Origin of the sequence: Nocardia sp. NBC_01329, assembly GCF_035956715.1 — a bacterium.
Taxonomy (GTDB): Bacteria; Actinomycetota; Actinomycetes; order Mycobacteriales; family Mycobacteriaceae; genus Nocardia.
Map to the genome: position 1 here is coordinate 5,462,122 of NZ_CP108381.1, position 15,999 is coordinate 5,478,120.

The window sequence follows — 15,999 nt, forward strand, 5'->3', positions numbered from 1 at the left end:
CGGAAGGCGGTGACGAGGGTGAGATCGGCCACCGCGGTGTCGGCATCCGCCCCGCGAGTCGAACACCACCGATCGAGAGCCTCTCAGGGACAACAGCATAGAACCCGCTGGTCACATGGTTTATCACGGGCACTTTCACGTACCCGGTCCGCGTGGAGGGTTCTGGCAGGATGGGCGCCATGAATTTTCGCGTCGGCCTGGCCACCGTGGTCTCGGGTGCTCTCGCACTCTCCGGTGCGATCTTGCCCGGCGCCGCGGTAGCCGGCCCCGGACCGCTGCACGCCGCGCCCGCACGACCCGACACCGGCTCCGCCGAGGACCCGGGACCGGTGGAGCCGGCCGAACCGGTCCGGGCACCGCACGCCGCGATCATCGGCGTCCAGCCCGTGAACGAACGCCTGATGCGGGTGTTCGTGGATTCACCGGCCATGCATCGAACGGTCCAGGTGCTGGTACTGCTACCGGCGGACCGCAGCACACCGCGCCCCACCGTCTATATGCTCGACGGCCGCAGTACCCAGCCCGACAGCAACAACTGGCTCGACCGGGGCGACGCCGCCCGGTTCTACGCCGACAAACAGGTCAATGTGGTGTTCACCGTCGGCGGGCCCGCCAGCTTCTACACCGATTGGCAGCGTCCCGACCCGGTACTCGGCGTCAACAAATGGGAAACCTTCCTCACCGAGGAGTTGCCGCCGCTGCTGGACGCCGAATTCTCCGGGAACGGCCGCAATGCGGTGACCGGTACCTCGATGGGCGCCGAGGCGGCGATGATGCTCGCCATCCGCAGGCCCGACCTGTACTCGGCCGTCGGCGCGCACAGCGGATGCTTCTCGACCGGGACCGATCTCGGCCAGGCCCAGGCGCGCGTCGTGGTCTCGACTTACAAGGGCGACCCCGAGAACATGTTCGGTGCTCCCGAGGACCCCGCCTGGCTGGCCCACGATGTGACCCTGCACGCCGCCGCGCTGCGCGGTAAGGCGCTCTACCTGTCGGTGGGCAGCGGCCGCCCCGGTGTCCACGACACCCTGGCGAATCCGGAAACTCCCACCAGCGTGCTCATGGGCGGCCCGCTGGAGGCCGCCACCGATTTCTGCACCCGCCGCCTGGCGCAGCGCCTCGACACCCTCGGGATCCACTACACGGCCCACTTCCGCCCGGACGGCACCCATTCGTGGCCGTACTGGGCCGACGAGCTGGTCGCCTCCTGGCCCACCATCGCCGGTGGGCTCGGAATCGACTGATCCGCGGGTTACTCGCCGCCCGCGAACCGGGCTGCGGTGTCGGGGGCGGTCGCGAAGTCCAGGAACAGATCGTTCTCGTGCGGGTCCCCCGCGGTGACCCGCACTCCTTCGCCGGCGAAGGGCCGGATGATCACCCCGGCCGCCGCACTCGCCTCCGCGAAATCGACGGTCGTCGGGCCCAGGGTCATCCACAGGAAATTCGATTCACTCACCGGCACCCGATAGCCGGCCGTGAGCAGCGCGGTACGCATCCGCTCGCGCTCGGCGATCACCGCCTCGGTGCGGTCGAGCAGCTCGTGCCGAGCCTCCAGGGAGGCGATCGCCGCGGCCTGCGCCACCCGGCTCACACTGAACGGGATATGCACCTTGAGCAGTGCCGCTATCACCTCCGGGGCACCCACCGCGTACCCCACCCGGAGCCCGGCCAGCCCGTAGGCCTTCGAGAAGGTACGTAGTACAACCACATTCGGCCGATTCCGGGCCAGCTCCACCCCGTCGGGATGGTCACCGGGTGTCATCCGCAGATATTCGTAGTACGCCTCGTCCAGCGCGACCAGGACATTGCCGGGCACCCGGTCCAGGAACCGCTCCAGCTCGGCCCGGCCGACAGCGGTCCCGGTCGGGTTGTTCGGATTGCAGACGAACACCAGCCGGGTCCGGTCGGTGATCGCGGCGGCCAGCGCATCCAGATCGTGGACTTCGTCGGTCAGCGGCACGGTCACCGCGGTCGCGTTGCCGACCTGGGTGATGATCGGATACGCCTCGAACGAACGCCACGCGTAGAGCACTTCGTCGGCCGGATCCGCGCAGGTGATCTGCACCAGTTCCTGGCACAGTGCCACGCTCCCGCAGCCGACGGCGATATTCGCCGGCTCGACGCCCAGAAACTCCGCGAGCGCCGCCCGCAGTTCGCCGGACTGATTGTCCGGATAGCGGTTGGCGAGCTCGACCGCCTCGGCGATGGCTTTGCTCGCGGCGGGCAGCGGACCGACGGTGGTCTCGTTGCTCGCCAGCTTGACCGCGCCGGGATGGCTGCGGCCGGGAACGTACGCCGGAATGGAATCGAGGTCCGGCCGGATGTGCGCGGTCACGTGACGAGCTTAGTTCCGGTCTCGATCGAGCCACGTTCGGGCTGCTCAACTGCTAATTCTCCCCGGACCCGGGATATCGCCCTACGCTGGGAACATGTCGGGCACTTATGACGATATCGCGCTGCTGCGGCGCGGCGAAGCGGCAGCGAACGGACACGACCAGGAGCCGACAGGCGCTACCGCCAGCGCGAAAGCCGACGAACATGTGCCCATCACCGTTATCGAACCGGACGGGTTCGCGCGAGGCGGCATCGTGTTGTTGCACGAGGCGCGGGCATTCACCGGATCGTTGCTGGAATTCATGCACGCCCTCGCGGGCGAGGGTTGGCTGGTCGTCGCACCGAACCTCTTCCATCGGGCGACGGCGTCGTCGACCGGGGTGTACGGCAACGAACTCTTCGAGGATTTCGACGCCTGCTTCGACTGGCTCACCCACCGCGGGGTCTTCCCGGACTGCATCGGCGTCCTCGGTTTCGACACGGCCGGCACCGCGGCCTTCCTGGTAGCCACCAACCGCCCTGTCGGCGCCGCGGTGAGCGTCGGCGCCCACGGGATCGCCGACCCCATCACCGAGCAGGCCGAAGCGCTGGTGGTCGCCGCACCCCGCCTACAGGCCCCCTGGCTGGGTCTGTTCGGCGCCGAACCCGACACCTCCGCCGCCGATGTCGACTCGCTCCGCGACGCCACCGCCCGGGCCGCGGTCGCCAACCTCGTCATCACCTACCCGGGTCTGTTGCACCGAGCCGACAACCGAGCAGGCGACGAGGACGAGGCCGACGATCTGGTGGATTCCCGAACCCGCATTTTCGACTGGTTCGACAGCCACCTACGCTGATCCACCAGCCGTTTTGCAGTTTCTGGGCAAGCTCAGGTAGCCTTTCTGCTCGGCGGTTCGAAAGGACCGGTGCCCTCGAAGAGAAGGCTCCAGGAGGCGTGCCAGAGCGGCCGAATGGGACTCACTGCTAATGAGTTGTCCCTTCACGGGGACCGGAGGTTCAAATCCTCTCGCCTCCGCCACGCCCGGGAAACCGGGCGACAACTGAATATGCGCATGCGCCCGTAGCTCAACGGATAGAGCATCTGACTACGGATCAGAAGGTTAGGGGTTCGAATCCCTTCGGGCGCACAGAGATCGGCCTCCGGCCCGCGAAAGCGGTTCGGGGGCCGATCGGCATTCTCGATGAAGAGATCGAAATCCCGTACTTTGCCCGTACGAACGGGCCGGGATACTGGATTGCCGAGGCAGACCCGGCAGCTGCTCGACAGACAGTTACCGGGGTACCCGACGGATCACATCGACTGGGTGGTTCTTACTACCCACCCCCGGGAACCTGGAGCACCGCCGATGAAGTACACCGTCTCGATCGAGATCGCCCTGCCGCGGGAGAGGGCGGCCCAGCTGCTCGCCGACCCGGCACACCTGCCGAAGTGGCTGCGGGGTCTGGTCCTGCACGAGCCGCTGAGTGGGGTGCACGGGCAGGTCGGTACCAAGTCACGGGTCGTGATCCGGACGGGGCGGCAGCAGATGGAGTGCACCGAGACCATCACGCGCCGGGAACCGGCAGACCTGCGCGAGATCCCGACAGGGAGCGTCGTTCACTTCGACCGTGAGATCATCGGCGAGGGCATGTGGAGCGCCGTGCGCGACCGGCTGACCGAAGCCGGTCCGGAGACGACGCTCTGGGTGAGCGAGAACGAGTACCGGTTCAGCGGCGTGCTGATGCGGCTGGTCGGGGTGCTGATGCCCGGCGCCTTCCGCAAGCAGTCGCAACAGCACATGCAGGACTTCAAGGCGTTCGCCGAGCTGGGAAAGGACGTCCGCGAAGCGAAGAACTGATCACTCGCGACCCTGGCGCGGCGGCGCGCCACAGGGTCTCGTCGCAGTCGGTCACATTGCGTCCCCGAGGTAGGTCGGTCTCACTTCTCGACGGTGACTATGGGAACCACGTAGGCGCGGGCGAATTCGTCCAACTGCTCATCCGATTCCAGGGGTACCAGGCCGGTCGGGCACAGGATGAACGAGTGCACCAATCGGCACGCCACTTCGGCACGGGTCAGCAGATCGGCGGGTTCGGTGAACAGACCGGCGTCCGCGGCACGGCACAGGGCGGTATGGGCTGCCGCTACCGACATGGCGAAAACCGGGCCGCCATCCACTGTCAATTTCTCCAGGATGCGTTCCGGCTCGACGGTCAGCATCCGCTTGACCAGCGGATGACTCCGCCATCGAGTGACTACTGTCACAAAGATATCGGCGACGAGATCGGCCAAGGTCGAGTGCCGGGTGGAGATGGCATCGACCTCGATGAGGACCGCGGCTACCTCCCGGCTCACGACGGCTTGCACCACGTCGTCGCGGGAGCCGATGCGGCGGTATACGGTGACGCGGTCGACACCGGCCTGCCTGGCGATGTCTTCGATGGTCGTCTTCTTTACGCCGAACTCGCTGAATCTGATCAACGCCGCGTCCAGAATGCGAGCCTCGATACCGTCCTGCAGCCCGGGTGACGATGTGTACGCGGCGGACATGCAGCTAACGCTAGCAAGTAGGGCGTGAATGCAAACACCTATCGGGCACTCGCAATATTGCAACATTGCTATTAATTATGTTGCCATGTACATTCGCCGAATGGTGCAGACCAGCCAAGCAGCCGCTTGTTTCCATCTGGTGGGTCGCATGTCCCACCTATCGGGCGACAACTGATGGGCACTCAGGTACCGGCTCGTGGTTTCCAGATGATCGGCACAGCCGTGGACGTCTGCCGTTCGATTTTCGTCGCACGTCGCCCCGCCTCGCTACTGCCTCGGTCGAAACCGTTGTGGAACAGCGGATTCAACCAGCGACTCCTGGTCGCCGCCATCCAGCGAGAAGCCGTGGATGTGGTCGGAGTGGTACTCGTCGACCCGGAGGGCGGCTCGCTCCCCGCCTGGTTGCCCGGCGCCCACCTGGACGTGTTCCTGCCATCCGGCCGGCGACGTCAGTATTCGCTGTGCGGAGACCCGCGCGACCGGTCGTCCTACCGGATAGCCGTCCGGCTCATGCCGCACGGCGACGGCGGTTCCATCGAAATCCACGAAAACCTGTGCAGTGGCGACTCGCTGCGGGTACACGGGCCGCGGCACACCTACCCTTTTCTCGATGCCTCCGACTATCTGTTCATCGCGGGCGGCATGGGGATCACGGCGATCCTGCCCATGGCACAGGCCGCGGGTCGGCGCGGCACTCTGATCTACACCGGACGCTCCCGGGATTCGATGCCGTTCCTCGATCGGGTACCCGGCGCCGTGATCCGGCCCGATGATGAATTCGGGGCGCCCGATATCGAGGAACTCCTCGCGCGCGCCGATCCGGGAACGGCAGTTTATGTCTGCGGCCCCCCGGCCATGCTCGAAGCCGCGATCCACGCTGTGCCGCGGGTGGCTCCGGCGAGTTCGCTTCATCTGGAACGCTTCCCGGCCGCCCGGGCAGCACGAGCCCGAACGCGATTCGAACCGGATCGTGATCACCCGAAAACTGGGTTGGACACGGGTTCATCTTGATTCCATGTCCTCGTCGAGAGACCTCAGCTCGAAGCTGAGGCTCGGCGAGTTGATGCGTTCTTGCTATCGGCCGGTGGGTGAGCTGTCACTGATCGACCGGGTCAATAGCAGGGTTGAACTGCCATCGTCTTCTGTGATGTCCCGGATATGCTTGAAACCAACTTTGTTCAGAACATGCAGCGAAGCCTTGTTCGGCGCGGCCACTGTGGCGTGCACCTCGGTCAGTCCCAGGGTGTGGAAACCGTAGGCGACGAGCGCTTCTGCCAACTCGACGCCCAAACCGCATCCCCACACCCGTGGGGTCAACGCGTAAATGATCTCGTAGCCCTCGACCACGTCAGCCGGCTTGATCTCGGCATGCCCGACCAGGCGACCGTCCCGACGAACGGCCCAGACGTCGAACAGATCGTCCGCATAAACCTTGGTGAAGACCCGCCCGAACAAGGCCCGGTCGGCCGCTTCGGAAGACGGGCCGTCACCCATCCATCGAGACACCCTCGTGTCCTGAAACAACCCGACGAAGCCTTCCTCGTCCTCTGGGACATACCGCTCGAGGACAAGACGCTGGGTACGCAGAGTCGGAGTCACGAGCAGCGACGCTACCCGCGAGCTGTTGTTCCCTCACCCGGACGACGCAAATGTGGGCAGCGGCGGACGGTATCGCCTGCACGACTCGGGAGGGCACGCACCGCAGCCAGACTGCGTCAGGGCGTCACATCGGTTGTAGTTGCGCCGGCGCCTTCCGCGATCCGGTCGATATCCCGCGCGAGATCGAAGTCCCGCCCGGTCAACTTCCGCCCCGCATCGTGAGTCGTGATCCGGAACTCGATCCGCTGCCAGGTGATCATCATGTCAGGATGGTGACCGACCTCGCGGGCTTTCGCCGCGACGTATACGGCCAGGTGCACGCACTCGTGGTAGGTGTGGGAGAAAGTGCGCGTGATCTCGTCACCGTCGCGCACCCACCCGGGGAGTGCTTCAAGGCGGCTGGCTATCTCGCTGTCATCCAGCGGCGTGGGCAGAGTGGTCATGCGACGGACCCTACGAGAGCATGCAACTCGCGTCCCGCCGACGTATGCGCCCACGTGCGAGCGTGAGCGGCTAACCCCTTCAGCTCGCTGCGAAGCCTGGCCGACCCAGTAATTTTGATGGCCTCCGCCGCTTCTGTTGCCGCCCAGACAGCGCGTTCAGGGTCCGGCACCCTGGCGAGGACAGCCGCCTGTCGAGCACGGAACACCGCATTGTCGCGGCGCGCAGACTCAGGCATGAAGTCCATGATTTCGTCCCACAGCGCGACGGCGCCGACCGCATCCCTCGCGTTGCCGGTGCGCCCGTAGCAGGTCGCCCGCATGCTGGTACAGCCATCCAAGGAGCGCTGCGTATGCAGTCCCTATTTCGACGGCGGCTGCGGCCCAACCTGCCGGCTGAACCACCGCCGATAGGCTCACTGGCATGCCCGAACAGCACGACGAGGATCGACCGCACGCCCTCTACGACTGGAGTCATCTGAGCGACGACCCGGGTGTCTGGGATCGAGTGCGCGCCGGCCTCGTTCTGGGGCAGCGATTGTCCGGAACCGTCGCTCGGATCCCACGCCTGGGCGCGATCGGCATCTTCATCGACCTCGGTCTGCCCATCGGTGGGTTCGTGGACGTTCTGCTACTTCCTGACGACACCAGCAGATGGCCCGCCGAGGGGGCGATCACAGACTTCCTCGTCTGGTGGATGGACCCGAAGAGGGCCCAGATACGTTTGGTCCCTGCCGAATCCCGCTTCCGTCGGGAGGACTTCGACACGTGGTGCCTCACCAACGCACCCACCGGCGATCCTGGGGTTCTCGAATTCTTCCGGTTCGGCTCCTGAGTCGTTTGGACAAGATCGCACAGGCGATACACGACGCGTACGCCCGCCGGAGTGTGGGCAAAATGTGGGCGCTGAGCCTGAGCGGGCGTTCCGCGGGGAATAAATAAGCCCCTCACCTGGTAATTCAGGCGAGGGGCGTAAGCGGTGGCGGAGGGATTTGAACCCTCGGAGGGGGGTTACCCCTCACACGCTTTCGAGGCGTGCTCCTTAGGCCGCTCGGACACGCCACCGCCCGCAAGAATACCGGAACAGCCCGGTATACCTAAATCGAGGGTATGACCTGCGAATCTCCCGGGGCGGCAACCGTAGAAGTATCCACGCAGTCCTCAACGCTGGGCCCGGAAGAAATCGTCGAGGATCGCCGCGCAGTCGGCCTCCAGGATGCCGCCGCGCACCTGGGGACGGTGGTTGAGCCGCCGGTCGCGGACCACATCCCACAATGAACCCACCGCGCCCGTTTTCGGCTCCCACGCCCCGAACAGCAGTCGGTCCACCCGGGCCGCGACCAGTGCGCCGGCGCACATGGTGCACGGTTCCAGAGTCACCGCGAGAGTGGTGCCGGTGAGCCGCCAGCCGTCGCCGTGCAGCGCGGCGGCACGCCGAAGTGCCAGCACCTCGGCGTGCGCGGTGGGGTCACCGGTGGCTTCGCGCGCATTGGTGGCGCGGGCCAGCTCGCGGCCCAGACTGTCGAACACCACCGCTCCCACCGGCACATCGCGCGGATCGGCGGTGGCGGCGACGGCCAGAGCCGTTCGCACCATCTCGATATCGGAGCGCGGGGCGGTCAACTCAGCGGGGCAGTTTGTCGAGCACCGCAGCGAACTCCGACGAGAAACCCAGCCGTTGGGCGATCATCGTGAGCTGCTCGTCGGGATAGAGGTCGGTGTCGGCGAGGATCACGCTGAGTACCGATTCGGGCAGACCCAGATCGGCAAGAACGGCGAGATCGCCCTCTTCCCACGGTTCGACATCGTCGAGCTCGTCGGGATCGATATCAGGGATGTCGATATGCAGTTCCTCGAGAACATCGGCGGCGATGTCGTAGTCGATGGCCGCGGTCGCGTCCGACACCAGCAACCGGGTGCCGCTGGGGGCGGGACGGAGCACGATGAAGAACTCGTCGTCGATGTCCAGGAGCCCGAAGACCGCGCCGGAGGAACGCAGAGCCTTCAGCTCGTTCTCCGCCGCCGAAAGAGTGGTGAGCGCGGCCTCGGTCAGCGGGGTGCACCGCCATGTGCCGTCTTCCCGGACAACGGCCACCGCGAACCCCTCCACGTCGTCGTAATCATCCGACGCCGCTGTGTTCGTGCCCGCGCGCTGTGCTGCCATGGGCGCAACGGTAGTCGGCCGGGGGCCGATAGATGAAGTCGTATGCGAATCTGTTCCGGTGACTGCTGACGGCCGTACGGCGCTCTGTGTTCTCGGGACTGGTTTGATCGGCGGTTCGCTGCTGCGTGCGGCGACCGCGGCCGGTTGGCCCGCCTGGGGATACAACCGCTCGGCACCGGGCGTGGCGGCGGCCCTGACCTCGGGTTTCGATGTCGGCGACGACCTCCCGGCCGTGCTGCGCCGGGCCGCGGAAAGCGACGCGCTCGTCGTGGTCGCCGTACCGATGCCGGCAGTCAACACGATGCTGGACGCGATCGCCGAGCACGCACCGGAATGCGCGCTGACCGATGTGGTGAGTGTGAAGGCCCCTGTCGCCGCGGCCGTCCGCCGGTACGGGCTGGAGGCTCGTTACGTCGGCGGGCATCCAATGGCCGGTACCGCCGAATCGGGCTGGCAGGCAACCGATCCGGAACTGTTCCGCGGGGCGGCCTGGGCGGTCGGGGTGGATCCGGGAACGGATGCCGCCACCTGGACACGGGTGACACGACTTGCCCTGGACTGCGGCGCCGTGGCCGTACCGGTCATCGCCTCCGAACACGATCGCGCCGTGGCCCGGATCTCGCATCTACCGCACGTCCTCGCCGAAGCCCTGGCGGTGGCGGGCGCACGCGGCGGGGACCTCGCGCTGGGATTGGCGGCGGGATCGTTCCGCGACGGCACCCGGGTCGCGGGGACCGCACCCGATCTGGTGCGTGCGATCTGCGAACCCAACTCCGACGCGTTGCTCGCGGTACTGGACGAGACCCTGACCGCGCTGCACGAGACCAGGGAGTCCCTGAGCGCCGAAACCTCGCTCGCCGACCTCACCGCGGCCGGTCACGCCGCCCGGCGACGCTACGAATCGGCGGCACGCTGGGAGATCACCGGAACCGTCCCCGGCGCGGAGGGCTGGCTGGAGACACTGCAGGAGGCCGGGCGGGCGGGCGGAGTCATCACCCGGCTCGCCCCCGCGGCCGACTGATCCGTGCTCAGACCCGCTCGGCCAAGCCCGGGTAATCGAGGACGAATCCGTCCGGATCGACGGTCAGGGTCGCGCTGGACACCGGCGAGAGAACGCTGATCCCGTCCCCGGCGCTGCTGTATGTGAGGTCGGCTTCCTGCACCGTCAACTCCGGCAACCGCACGTAGACCACCGGTACCTGCACATCCTCCATGGCGTGCTGTAGGCCGAACCGGCGGATGGGCAGGGTATTGAAGAAGGGGCTCAGCACCACATCCGCGTCCAGCGCACCACCGAACGTGGACCGGATATGGGTGCCGGTGGCGTCGACGAGCCAGTAGTTCTCCTCGTCGCGAGCGAGGGAGGCATGCCGTTCCCCGGCGGCGGTGGTAGTGCTCAGCGACAGCCGCCTGGTCGCACCGTTCTCGTCGGTGACCAGGTCATAGGAGGCGCTGAACGCACTGTGCTCTCCGCAACCGCCACCGATGATGCGGCCGCTGGCCCGGATCCGGTTGCCGTTGAGCGTTACGCGAACCGATTCCATCCGCGAGCCGTCGTGCGCACGCCAGGTCAGCACGGCGGGCCACCGCCCGGGCGCCGGCGTCACGGCCGGCCCGGGGGTTACGTCGCTCGATTGCGTCACGTGTCCACCGTACGCAACACCGGGGGCCGCCGCGCCCAGGCACGACCCGATGCCCGCCCGAACCTCGAATCCCCGATACCGGTCCGCAGTCGCGTGACTCGCGATTTCTGGCGGAGACGGAGGGATTTGAACCCCCGGTCGCTCTCACGACTCTCGCTTTCAAGGCGAGTGCATTCGGCCGCTCTGCCACGTCTCCAGGGCCTCGATGGTAACCGATGCGACCGGTAGCGACCGAAATCCGGCGACCGGGCCGCCCGAGGGCCCGGCCGCGCGCTCACCGCGGGACGGCGAGCAGGTCGCGATCGATCGCGGCGAGATCGGCGCAGCCGGAAAGTCCCATAGCGGAATCGAAATCGGCCAGCAGCAGGCGCAATGCGTGGCGTACCCCCGCACTACCGGCGACACCCAGGGCGTAGGCCCAAGGACGGCCGTAGCACACGGCTTTGGCACCGAGGGCGAGGGCGACCATGACGTCGGAGCCCGTGCGGACACCGGAATCGAACAGCACATCGGCCCGGTCCCCGACCGCCCCGACCACCGAGCTCAGCGCGTCCAGCGCGGCGATCGAATTGTCGACCTGCCGGCCCCCATGGTTGCTCACCAGCACCGCGTCCGCGCCGGAGTCCACTACCAGCCGGGCATCGTCGGGGTGCAGCACACCCTTCACCGCTATCGGCAGATCGGTCCATTCCCGCAGTTTCGCCAGGTCCGCCGGGCGCAGGTTGTGGTTACCGAACAGTCCCACCCAGGTGAGGATCGCCATCCGCATGGCATCCTCGCTCTCCTCCGGCGGCGCGGGGAGCTTCGCCCGGAACACCGGGTCGGACAGATAGTTGGCGATGCCCTTGCCGAGCAGGAAGGGCAGATGGCCGAGTTCGAGGTCGCGCGGCCGCCAGCCCAACGCGGGGGTGTCCACCGTGACCACGATGGCTTTCGCCCCCGCCCGCTGCGCGCGCTGGACGAACGAGCGGGCGAGTTCGTCGTCGGCGGGCCAGTACAGCTGATACCACCAGTCGCCGGCGACCTCCCCGACCTCTTCGATGGTGGACGAGGACGCGGTGGACAGGATGGTGCCCACACCGAGTTCTCCGGCGACCTGCGCCACGACCACCTCGCCCCTCTCGTGCAGCAGTTCCAGCACCCCGACCGGGGCGGTCAGCACGGGAGCAGCCAGTTTGGTGCCGAGCACCTCGACAGAGGTGTCGCGCGCGCCCGGGCCACTGGTGCCTCGCAACATCCGGGGCACGATGCGGTACCGCTCGAACGCGGCAGTGTTGGCGGCAGCCGTGCGTTCGGCGGAGGCGCTACCTGCCACGTAGGCGTACGCACGGTCGTCGAGCAACTCCCGGGCCCGATCCGCGAAACCGTCCGCGGTCATCGGCAGCTCGGGTACCGATCCACCCATTCCCCGGAGGTAGATCTCATTCTGGAAGTCGATGAAGCTGCTCACGAACGCTCACGCTAGCCCTGTCCGGCGCTGTGAGCACTCCCTCGGATGTGCCCGTGATCGTGTCGGGCGCGCTCAGTCGTCGTCGAACGACCGCTGATAGTCGGTCTCGCCCCATGCGTTCCACAGGATCGGATGCGCGCCCGGACCGCAGTCCTCGGCCCACTCGATCGTCGATTCGCCGCGCATCCGTTCCGCCTGCCGGTAGAGAATGCGCAGGTTGGTGCACAAACCCGCCATTCCGGCGGTGGCAGCGCCCACGTCGGTATTGGTACATTCCACCTCGACCCGGCTGTCGACGGGAACTGCCGCGCAGTGCACGATTCCCGGCGGTGCCGCCTGCGCCGGACCGGCTCCGATCACCGATATGCCCGCTACCGCGACACCGGTGAAAATCGCGCCCAGGGTAGAAAAGCGTTTGTTCCAGGTGACTCCCGGCATATGAACTTCTCCTCGTCGGGCGGCAATCCAATTCGTGAGGCACTCTAAACAGCTGGATCGGGTCTTCTCCTGAGCGGGAAGCGGATTCCAGCGGCGCCATTCTCGGTTCGACCGCCCGGATAGGGCGACGCGTCGAGAGATCTCCTGCGGCATTGCGGAGGGCGGCCTGGGGCACTATGGGTCGATGCGCGCGATCAATTTGAACGGTTTCGGTGGACCCGAGGTCATGGAATGGTCCGATGCGCCCGATCCGGTGCCGGGTCACGGTGAGGTGCTGATCGAGGTGGTGGCGGCCGGGGTGAACCGGGCCGACCTGCTGCAGCGGCGCGGGTTCTACGCACCCCCGCCGGGGGTCACTCCGGTGCCGGGGCTCGAATGTTCCGGGGTGATCGCCGAGGTAGGCGCGGGAGTGCACGACTGGTCACCCGGCGACCGGGTGTGCGCGCTGCTGTCGGGCGGCGGATACGCCGAGAAGGTGGTGGTGCCCGCCGGACAGGTGCTGCCGGTACCGGACGGCCTGGATCTGGCCGCCGCGGCCGGGCTGCCCGAAGTCGCGGCGACGGTCTGGTCGAATCTGGTGATGACCGCCGGGCTGCATTCCGGGCAGTTGCTGCTACTCCACGGCGGCGGCAGCGGAATCGGCACCCATGCGATCCAGGTGGCTGTGCAGCTGGGCGCGCGAGTCGCGGTGACGGCCGGGTCTGCGGCGAAACTGGCACGCTGCGCCGAACTCGGCGCGAGTGTATTGATCAACTATCGGGAACACGATTTCGTGGACCTGGTCCGTGCCGAGCACGGCCTGGGCGGCCCGGGCGCCGACATCATCCTCGACAACATGGGCGCCGCCTACCTGGCTCGCAATCTGGCGGCACTGGCGCTGGACGGCCAAGTGCTGGTGATCGGCATGCAGGGTGGGATGAACGCCGAGCTGAACCTGGGCGAGCTCATGGCCAAACGCGGGACGGTGCGAGCGATCAAATTGCGCGACCGCCCGGCCACCGGACGCGGCAGCAAGGCCGACATCATCGCCGAAGTGCGCACTCATGTCTGGCCGCTGCTGGAAACGGGCGCGGTCGTACCGGTGATCCATGCCGAGGTCCCGGTGACCGAGGCGGGCCGGGCACATGAGCTGCTCGACGAGCACGACACGTTCGGCAAGGTGATCCTGCGGATAGGGAACGACGGCACGAGCGGATCGGCCCGGTAGGCGGAAGCCACCACGGGCCATCACCGGCGCCCGATCGAACCGAGAGGGACGGCGCCGGTCAGCCGAGCGCGGCCAGGGCCCGGCCGAACTGATCGATTTCCCGGCGAGTCGTGTACGGCGCGAGACCGATGGTCACCGCGCCGCCCTCGTCGTTCACACCCAGTGCGTCCAGTAACCGGCTGCCGCCGTGCGACCCGGCGAGCACATTGATGCGCTTATCGGCCAGTTCGGCGGCGACCTTCTCGGCCTGCATCCCGTCGAGGGTGAAACTGACCGTCGGGATCCGGGTGGAGGCCCGGCCGATCACCGTCAGTCCGGTGATCTTCTCCAGGGTGCTCATCAGATGATCGAACAGCTGGTCGTGGTAGTCCTGCAACGAGGTGATCGACAGTTCCAGTCGCTCCCGGCGGGTGCCCGCGGCCCGTTCGTCGAGCCCCGCCAGATAGTCGATCGAGGTGGTGAGCCCGGCGAGCAGCGCGTACTGGTGCCCGCCGACCTCGAGCCGTTCGGGGCCCTTCGCGTACGGATTCAACGCCATGGAGGGGATCCGGTCCAGGAAAGCGGGGTCGCGGAAGACGAGCGCGCCGACCTGCGGCCCGCCCCAACTCGGTGCGCTCAACGCCACCACATCCGCGTTCAGATCGTCGATACCGATCAGTGCGTACGGGGCGGCCCCGACCGCGTCGGCGACCAGCAGTCCGCCGACCTCGTGCACCCGTTCGGCTGCCACCCGCACCGAGGGCGCCGACCCGACGATCGGGGACGCCGCGGTGATCGCGACCAGCCGCGCGGTGGGCCCGATGAGCTCCTCGAACTGCCAGGCCGGCATCTCGCAGGTCTCGATCTCCACCTCGGCCCAGCGCACATGCGCCCCGTAGCGGTTGGCTATCCGCAGCCAGGGCGCCACATTCGCCTCGTCGTCCAGCCGGGACAGCACGATCCCGGTACCCAGGCCCAGCCGGGAACTCAAGGATTCGGCGAGCCAGGCGAGCAGTACGGCACGATCGGGCCCCAGTACGACCCCGCTCGGGTCCGCGCCGACCAGATCCGCGACCGCCACCCGGGCATCGTGCAGGATATCGGCGCTACGTTTGGCGGCGCCGTGGCGGCCGAGGTGGGAGAACGACGACGAGCGGAAACCGATGGACACCGCGCGCGAGACAGAATCCGGAACAAGCATGCCCGCCTGCGGAGCCAGGTTGATCCAGCCGTCGGCCACGGAGGGGATCAGTCCCCGGACCCGCGCGACGTCGTAAGTCATGCAGGTCACTTTAAGGCAGGGTCCATATCTCGGTAACCCTGGTACAGCCGAGTTCGCCCAGCACGAGAGATATAACTCGCGTCATCACCACCGGCTTAGCGCGTTCGGCTCGAACACGACATGATGGGAACCATGACGCAATCGGATGACGCATCGGATCCCGTTGTCGTGATCGGCCCCGAAGGCCGACCGCTGGTGCTGCCCGCGGGCGCCGCGACGAGCGCGTCGTTCCCCGGCCGGGAGGCCCCCGAGCAGGACGCGACCGACCGCGACAACTCCGAATCGCTGGCCGATATGGTCGAACAGCCGGCCAAGGTCATGCGGATCGGGACCATGATCAAACAGCTGCTCGAGGAGGTGCGGGCCGCACCGCTCGACGACGCCAGCCGGACCCGGCTGGCCGAGATCCACAAATCCTCGATCCGGGAACTCGAGCAGGGCCTCGCGCCGGAGTTGCGCGAAGAGCTCGAACGGCTGGCCCTGCCGTTCGGCGCGGACGCCGTGCCATCGGATGCGGAACTACGTATCGCGCAAGCACAGCTGGTGGGTTGGCTGGAAGGCTTGTTCCACGGTATCCAGACCGCCCTGTTCGCCCAGCAGATGGCCGCACGGGCGCAGCTCGAGCAGATGCGCCAAGGCGCCCTGCCTCCAGGTATCCACGCCGCGGACGTACGCGGCGGGCAGCCGGGCCAGTCCATCGGAGGCACCGGGCAATACCTCTGAATCCGGTGGTATATAACCGGGCCGTACCGGGACTCGCCCTCCGGGGTAGTGTCGTGCACCGTGCCTGCAGCTTCCGCTCGCTCCGACCTGGTAAACACCGAAACCCCGGAGAGCACCGACGAGAGCCCGGTGCGCCCCGACCACGCCCCCGCCGCAGATGAGAAGCCCGTGAGTTCCGAGCAGACCCCGGTCGCCGGCGCCGATACCGCC

Annotated in this window: 18 protein-coding genes and 4 tRNA genes; 10 read left to right on the forward strand and 12 right to left on the reverse strand. The window is 67.3% G+C overall.

The window, feature by feature from the left end; all coding sequences use genetic code 11:
- The first annotated feature begins 179 nt into the window (after positions 1 to 179).
- Positions 180 to 1,244, forward strand: a complete 1,065-nt coding sequence (locus OG405_RS24830) for an alpha/beta hydrolase (RefSeq protein ID WP_327148833.1) — start codon at positions 180 to 182, stop codon at positions 1,242 to 1,244.
- A gap of 8 nt (positions 1,245 to 1,252) precedes the next feature.
- Here the strand turns inward: OG405_RS24830 and hisC are convergent, their stop codons facing one another.
- Positions 1,253 to 2,335 (reverse strand): histidinol-phosphate transaminase, encoded by a 1,083-nt coding sequence (gene hisC / locus OG405_RS24835; RefSeq protein WP_327148834.1) that lies wholly within the window; start codon positions 2,333 to 2,335, stop codon positions 1,253 to 1,255.
- 94 nt (positions 2,336 to 2,429) lie between these two features.
- Between hisC and OG405_RS24840 the strand changes: the two genes are divergently transcribed.
- The 4 genes from OG405_RS24840 to OG405_RS24855 all read left to right on the forward strand — a co-directional run bounded on the left by OG405_RS24840 (position 2,430) and on the right by OG405_RS24855 (position 4,172).
- The gene (locus tag OG405_RS24840) at positions 2,430 to 3,170 is read left to right on the forward strand and encodes a dienelactone hydrolase family protein (RefSeq protein ID WP_327148835.1); all 741 of its coding nucleotides are present in this window, start codon (positions 2,430 to 2,432) and stop codon (positions 3,168 to 3,170) included.
- A 92-nt stretch (positions 3,171 to 3,262) separates the two neighbouring features.
- Positions 3,263 to 3,352 (forward strand) — tRNA-Ser (locus OG405_RS24845).
- A 36-nt stretch (positions 3,353 to 3,388) separates the two neighbouring features.
- A tRNA-Arg gene (locus OG405_RS24850) sits at positions 3,389 to 3,461 on the forward strand.
- 219 nt (positions 3,462 to 3,680) lie between these two features.
- Positions 3,681 to 4,172, forward strand: coding sequence for an SRPBCC family protein (locus OG405_RS24855; protein WP_327148836.1), 492 nt, complete (start codon positions 3,681 to 3,683; stop codon positions 4,170 to 4,172).
- Between the two features lie 80 nt (positions 4,173 to 4,252).
- Here the strand turns inward: OG405_RS24855 and OG405_RS24860 are convergent, their stop codons facing one another.
- Positions 4,253 to 4,864: a TetR/AcrR family transcriptional regulator gene (locus OG405_RS24860; protein WP_327148837.1), complete on the reverse strand. Its 612-nt coding sequence runs from the start codon at positions 4,862 to 4,864 to the stop codon at positions 4,253 to 4,255.
- A 207-nt stretch (positions 4,865 to 5,071) separates the two neighbouring features.
- On the opposite strand from OG405_RS24860, the gene OG405_RS24865 reads away from it, so the two are divergent.
- A complete protein-coding gene (locus OG405_RS24865) occupies positions 5,072 to 5,875 on the forward strand; it encodes a ferredoxin reductase (protein ID WP_327148838.1) in 804 nt (267 codons plus the stop codon).
- 63 nt (positions 5,876 to 5,938) lie between these two features.
- Here the strand turns inward: OG405_RS24865 and OG405_RS24870 are convergent, their stop codons facing one another.
- Together OG405_RS24870 and OG405_RS24875 are read right to left on the reverse strand one after the other, a co-directional pair.
- Positions 5,939 to 6,463, reverse strand: a complete 525-nt coding sequence (locus OG405_RS24870) for a GNAT family N-acetyltransferase (protein WP_327148839.1) — start codon at positions 6,461 to 6,463, stop codon at positions 5,939 to 5,941.
- 116 nt (positions 6,464 to 6,579) lie between these two features.
- On the reverse strand, positions 6,580 to 6,906 hold the full coding sequence (locus OG405_RS24875; RefSeq protein WP_327148840.1) for a 4a-hydroxytetrahydrobiopterin dehydratase: 327 nt from the start codon (positions 6,904 to 6,906) through the stop codon (positions 6,580 to 6,582).
- Positions 6,907 to 7,327: 421 nt separating this feature from the next.
- Here OG405_RS24875 and OG405_RS24880 point away from each other — a divergent pair, with 421 nt between their 5' ends.
- On the forward strand, positions 7,328 to 7,738 hold the full coding sequence (locus tag OG405_RS24880) for a hypothetical protein (RefSeq protein WP_327148841.1): 411 nt from the start codon (positions 7,328 to 7,330) through the stop codon (positions 7,736 to 7,738).
- A gap of 142 nt (positions 7,739 to 7,880) precedes the next feature.
- Here OG405_RS24880 and OG405_RS24885 read toward each other — a convergent pair.
- The 3 genes from OG405_RS24885 to OG405_RS24895 all read right to left on the reverse strand — a co-directional run bounded on the left by OG405_RS24885 (position 7,881) and on the right by OG405_RS24895 (position 9,067).
- A tRNA-Ser gene (locus OG405_RS24885) sits at positions 7,881 to 7,968 on the reverse strand.
- 96 nt (positions 7,969 to 8,064) lie between these two features.
- Positions 8,065 to 8,499 carry a nucleoside deaminase gene (locus tag OG405_RS24890; RefSeq protein ID WP_327148842.1) on the reverse strand — a complete coding sequence of 145 codons (435 nt, stop codon included), beginning with the start codon at positions 8,497 to 8,499 and terminating at the stop codon, positions 8,065 to 8,067.
- A 28-nt stretch (positions 8,500 to 8,527) separates the two neighbouring features.
- Positions 8,528 to 9,067, reverse strand: coding sequence for a tRNA adenosine deaminase-associated protein (locus OG405_RS24895; RefSeq protein ID WP_327148843.1), 540 nt, complete (start codon positions 9,065 to 9,067; stop codon positions 8,528 to 8,530).
- A gap of 58 nt (positions 9,068 to 9,125) precedes the next feature.
- Here OG405_RS24895 and OG405_RS24900 point away from each other — a divergent pair, with 58 nt between their 5' ends.
- Positions 9,126 to 10,088, forward strand: a complete 963-nt coding sequence (locus OG405_RS24900; RefSeq protein ID WP_327148844.1) for a prephenate dehydrogenase — start codon at positions 9,126 to 9,128, stop codon at positions 10,086 to 10,088.
- 7 nt (positions 10,089 to 10,095) lie between these two features.
- On the opposite strand, the gene OG405_RS24905 is transcribed toward OG405_RS24900, so the two are convergent.
- The 4 genes from OG405_RS24905 to OG405_RS24920 all read right to left on the reverse strand — a co-directional run bounded on the left by OG405_RS24905 (position 10,096) and on the right by OG405_RS24920 (position 12,598).
- The gene (locus OG405_RS24905) at positions 10,096 to 10,611 is read right to left on the reverse strand and encodes a putative glycolipid-binding domain-containing protein (RefSeq protein ID WP_327152504.1); all 516 of its coding nucleotides are present in this window, start codon (positions 10,609 to 10,611) and stop codon (positions 10,096 to 10,098) included.
- Positions 10,612 to 10,818: 207 nt separating this feature from the next.
- Positions 10,819 to 10,906, reverse strand: a tRNA-Ser gene (locus OG405_RS24910).
- Positions 10,907 to 10,984: 78 nt separating this feature from the next.
- Complete coding sequence (locus tag OG405_RS24915) at positions 10,985 to 12,160, reverse strand: alpha-hydroxy-acid oxidizing protein (RefSeq protein WP_327148845.1); 1,176 nt, start codon at positions 12,158 to 12,160, stop codon at positions 10,985 to 10,987.
- 72 nt (positions 12,161 to 12,232) lie between these two features.
- Positions 12,233 to 12,598, reverse strand: a complete 366-nt coding sequence (locus OG405_RS24920; RefSeq protein WP_327148846.1) for a hypothetical protein — start codon at positions 12,596 to 12,598, stop codon at positions 12,233 to 12,235.
- A 184-nt stretch (positions 12,599 to 12,782) separates the two neighbouring features.
- On the opposite strand from OG405_RS24920, the gene OG405_RS24925 reads away from it, so the two are divergent.
- Complete coding sequence (locus OG405_RS24925) at positions 12,783 to 13,805, forward strand: NAD(P)H-quinone oxidoreductase (protein ID WP_327148847.1); 1,023 nt, start codon at positions 12,783 to 12,785, stop codon at positions 13,803 to 13,805.
- A 58-nt stretch (positions 13,806 to 13,863) separates the two neighbouring features.
- On the opposite strand, the gene OG405_RS24930 is transcribed toward OG405_RS24925, so the two are convergent.
- Complete coding sequence (locus OG405_RS24930; RefSeq protein ID WP_327148848.1) at positions 13,864 to 15,066, reverse strand: cysteine desulfurase-like protein; 1,203 nt, start codon at positions 15,064 to 15,066, stop codon at positions 13,864 to 13,866.
- 132 nt (positions 15,067 to 15,198) lie between these two features.
- Here OG405_RS24930 and OG405_RS24935 point away from each other — a divergent pair, with 132 nt between their 5' ends.
- Entirely contained in the window at positions 15,199 to 15,789 is a 591-nt protein-coding gene (locus OG405_RS24935; RefSeq protein ID WP_327148849.1) for a bacterial proteasome activator family protein, read from the forward strand.
- Positions 15,790 to 15,999 lie beyond the last annotated feature (210 nt).